Annotated in this window: 6 protein-coding genes; 5 read left to right on the top strand and 1 reads right to left on the bottom strand. The window is 64.7% G+C overall.

The genetic code is table 11. The features are described 5' to 3' along the window. The 4 genes from AC1VTH_RS07235 to AC1VTH_RS07220 all read left to right on the top strand — a co-directional run. Positions 1-431: exodeoxyribonuclease VII large subunit (locus AC1VTH_RS07235; protein ID WP_481335474.1), on the top strand; the 431-nt coding region annotated here is incomplete at its 5' end. 45 nt (positions 432-476) lie between these two features. Beyond that, positions 477-737, top strand: coding sequence for an exodeoxyribonuclease VII small subunit (gene xseB / locus AC1VTH_RS07230; RefSeq protein ID WP_293673854.1), 261 nt, complete (start codon positions 477-479; stop codon positions 735-737). Positions 738-763: 26 nt separating this feature from the next. Next, positions 764-1117: a histidine triad nucleotide-binding protein gene (locus AC1VTH_RS07225; protein ID WP_293825942.1), complete on the top strand. Its 354-nt coding sequence runs from the start codon at positions 764-766 to the stop codon at positions 1115-1117. Between the two features lie 11 nt (positions 1118-1128). Then, positions 1129-1560, top strand: coding sequence for a C-GCAxxG-C-C family protein (locus AC1VTH_RS07220; protein ID WP_481335473.1), 432 nt, complete (start codon positions 1129-1131; stop codon positions 1558-1560). A 156-nt stretch (positions 1561-1716) separates the two neighbouring features. On the opposite strand, the gene trpS is transcribed toward AC1VTH_RS07220, so the two are convergent. Next, positions 1717-2766, bottom strand: a complete 1050-nt coding sequence (gene trpS, locus AC1VTH_RS07215) for a tryptophan--tRNA ligase (protein WP_481335472.1) — start codon at positions 2764-2766, stop codon at positions 1717-1719. A gap of 345 nt (positions 2767-3111) precedes the next feature. On the opposite strand from trpS, the gene nrdD reads away from it, so the two are divergent. Next, positions 3112-3909, top strand: a 798-nt coding sequence (nrdD, locus tag AC1VTH_RS07210; protein WP_481335471.1) for an anaerobic ribonucleoside-triphosphate reductase, incomplete at its 3' end; no start/stop codon positions are given.

Raw genomic sequence — 3909 nt, 5'->3', positions numbered from 1 at the left:
CCCGCCTCTCCCACGAGCGTCTCAACGTCGAGTCGATGGCGTCGCGCCGCTGCCTCTCGAGCCCCGAGACCATCGTGAGCGATCGCGAGGCCCAGCTCATCCAAGCCGAGCAGCGCCTGCTCGACGCCCTGCCGCGCAATCTCGAGCGTGCGGGCCGCGAGGTCGAGGGGTTGGGCGGCCGCCTTGCCAGCATCGCCCCGCGCATCGTGCGTCCCCACGAGGTCAGGGTCGCGAGCCTCGCGGCCACGCTCGATGCTCTTTCTCCCCTCAAGGTGCTGGGTCGTGGCTACGCCATCGCGCGCGACGAGGTCGGTCATGTCGTGACCGACGCGGCCACCCTCTCGCCGGGAGATTCGGTGAGCGTGCGCGTGGGCTCTGGCTCGTTCGCTGCCACGGTCACCGAGACCACACCCGCCGCTATGCAGGAGTAGGATTTGAGACAGGCCGCGCGTGCGGCCACAAGGATAGGAGGGCGCATGGCGCTCGAGAACACTGACAAGAAGGTCGAGGACCTCACGTTCAAGGAGGCCTCCGTCGAGCTCGAGCGCGTCGTGCGCCAGCTCGAGGGCGGTGACCTGGAGCTCGAGGACGCGCTGGAGCGCTACGCCCGTGGCGTGGAGCTGCTGCGCAGCCTGCGCGAGCGCCTGAACAACGCCGAGCAGAAGGTCCAGGTTCTTCTCGACAGCACCTCCGAAGTCGCGGTGCCCGACACCACCGACGCCTCGGCAAACAACTAGCCACCCTCGTTCAGCAAGGAGCACCCATGTCCGACTGCATCTTCTGTAAGATCGCCAACCACGAGATCCCCTCGACCACCGTCTACGAGGACGATCAGGTCATCGCCTTCCGCGACCTCGACCCGCAGGCGCCCACCCACGTGCTCGTGATTCCCAAGAAGCACTACGCCAACATCTGCGACGGCGTTCCCGCTGAGACGCTCGCTGCCATGGCCCACGCAATCGACGAGGTCACCAAGAGCGAGGGCATTGATGAGAGCGGTTACCGCGTCATCTCCAACGCAGGCGCCGACGCGGGCCAGACCGTAATGCACTTTCACATGCATGTTATGGGCGGCAAGAAGCTTGGCATGGGCCTGCTGCCCGCAGACGCACAGTAGGGGAGATGACTATGGAATCCAGGATCGAGCGCGCCGACGAGCTGCACCGCAAGGGCTACAACTGCGCCCAGGCCGTCGCCTGCACCTATGCCGACCTCGTGGGCGTCGATGAGCGCGAGGCCTTCCGCAGCATGGAGGCCTTTGGCCGCGGCATGGGTGGCATGAGGGGCACGTGCGGTGCGCTTTCCGGTGCCGTCTACCTCGCCGGCCTCGCCGCGAGCGACGGCAACCTCGACAAGCCGGCCTCCAAGAAGACCTGCTATGAGCTCTCGCAGCGGATTCTCGCTGCCTTCGATGACAAGAACGGTTCCACCACCTGCCACGAGCTCAAGGGCATCGATTGTGACCACGGCATGCTGCGCAGCTGCCCGGGCTGCATCGCCGACGCCTGCGAGATCGTCGAGCGCGTGCTCTTCTCCGAGGGCGATGCCTCGGAGAAGTAGGCGACGTGATGCTCGGCCCGCCGCCTGCGAGCTCAGCTCGCTGGGGTGCGCGGCCGCGGCGCCGGCATTCGATTGCTACTCACAAGCGAGGGGCGGCCCGCACGAACCAGTCGCGCGGGCCGCCCCCTTTGTGTAGCCTGGTGAGTGTTTCAGCCGCTAGTAGACCATGCCCATGGCCTCGCGCACCTCGGCGAGCGTCTGGTTAGCGACCTCGTTGGCGCGGCGGTTGCCCTCGTGCAGGACGTCCTTCACGTAGTCGAGGTCGTTCTCGAACTGGTGACGGCGCTCGCGGATGGGGGCGAAGTAGTCGTTGACCGCGTCGGTGACGTACTTCTTGAGTGCGCCGGAACCGCCCATGCCAATCTCGTCGGCAATCTCGCGAGGGTCGCGGCCCGTGCAGATCGCGGCCGTGGAGATGAGTCCGGAGACGCCGGGGCGCTTCTCGGGGTCAAACGTGATGAGGCGCTCGGAGTCGGTCGTGCTCTTCTTGATGCGCTTGGCCGTCTCCTCGGGCGTCATCGAGATCGAGATGGCGTTGCCGTAGCTCTTGGACATCTTGCGCCCGTCGAGGCCCGGCAGCAGCGGCACGTCGGAGAGCAGAGCGTCGACCTCGGGGAACACCTTGCCGTAGCGCGCGTTGAACTTGCGCGCGATGAGGCGCGTGAGCTCGATGTGGGGCAGCTGGTCACGGCCGACGGGCACGACGTTGCCCTTGCAGAACAGGATGTCGCAGGCCTGGTGCACCGGGTAGGTGAGCAGAAGGCCCGTGAGCTCGTGGCCGCTTGCCTCCATCTCGGCCTTGACCGTGGGGTTGCGCTGCAGCTCGGCCTCGGAGACGAGCGACAGGAACGGCAGCATGAGCTGGTTGGCGGCGGGCACCGCGGAGTGCGTGTAGATCATCGTCTTGTCGGGGTCGATGCCGCAGGCAAGGTAGTCCATGACCATGTTGTAGACGTTGTCCTGGATGTTGGCCGTGGTGTCGCGGTCGGTGATGACCTGGTAGTCGGCGATGAGGACGTTGGTGCGCACGCCCATGTTCTGCAGCTCGACACGGCCCTTGAGCGTGCCGAAGTAGTGGCCCAGGTGCAGACGGCCCGTGGGGCGGTCGCCAGTGAGCATGACGTAGTTGCCGGGGTTTTGGGGGAGGTCGGCGCGAATGGCGTCGCTGCGCTTCTGGGCGACCTCGTAGCTTCCCTCGTTGGGCATGTGATCCTCCTGTGTGTTGGTGCGCACCGCCGCCCGGCGATGTGTGCAAGCGGTGGTGGGACGTTCGAGATTCGACCTACATATGGTACGACAAGGCGGGCAATCGGTCGAATGGTTCTACCTGCGCGTTTGTTGGCCTCATTTTGATAAAACACAACATATTGTGGCATGTGAACTTCTAGGGCCACCTAACTTGTATATCTTGGGCAATGTCAAGACTGGAATTGCCCAATGGTTAACGTAGTATCTAATGGCGGCCCTCCTCGGGGAGAGCGCAACGCAACACCATGCGCGGCCGCCGGCAACGCCGGTCGTCGCGCTCGATGATGGCTAGGGAGACGTCTCATGAAGATCGTGAAGCGTAATGGCTCAGAGGTAACGTTTGATGTCGGCAAGATCGTCGCGGCGATCGAGCGCGCCAACATCACCGTGCCCGAGGAGCAGCGCCTCACCCACGCCCAGATCGTTGACGCGGGCGACGCCGTCGAGGCGGAGGCCTCCGTGTGCGGCCACACCGTCACGGTCGAGGAGGTCCAGGACATGGTCGAGGACCAGATCATGGCCAAGGGCGCCTTCTCCGTTGCGCGCAACTACATCACCTACCGCTACGTGCAGGGCCTCAAGCGCCAGAACAACACGACGGACGACAAGATCCTGTCGCTCATCGAGTGCAACAACGAAGAGGTCAAGCAGGAGAACTCCAACAAGAACCCCACGGTCAACTCCGTCCAGCGCGACTACATGGCCGGCGAGGTCTCCAAGGACCTCACGATGCGCATGCTGCTGCCCGAGGACGTCGTGCAGGCGCACAACGAGGGCATCATCCACTTCCATGACTCTGACTACTACGCCCAGCACATGCACAACTGCGACCTTGTGAACCTCGAGGACATGCTGCAGAACGGCACCGTCATCTCGGGCACCCTCATCGAGAAGCCCCATAGCTTCTCGACGGCCTGCAACATCGCCACGCAGATCATCGCCCAGGTGGCCTCCTCGCAGTACGGCGGCCAGTCCATCTCGCTCACGCACCTCGCCCCGTTCGTCGAGGTCAGCCGCCAGAAGATTCGTCGCGAGGTCCTGCGCGAGCTCGAGGAGCTTGGCGTCGAGGCCTCCGAACAGAAGGTTCGCGACGTGGTCGAG

The organism is Parolsenella sp. (assembly GCF_982402205.1).
The sequence above is the reverse complement of the archived record's forward strand: the minus strand, read 5'-3'. Positions and strand labels throughout refer to the sequence as shown.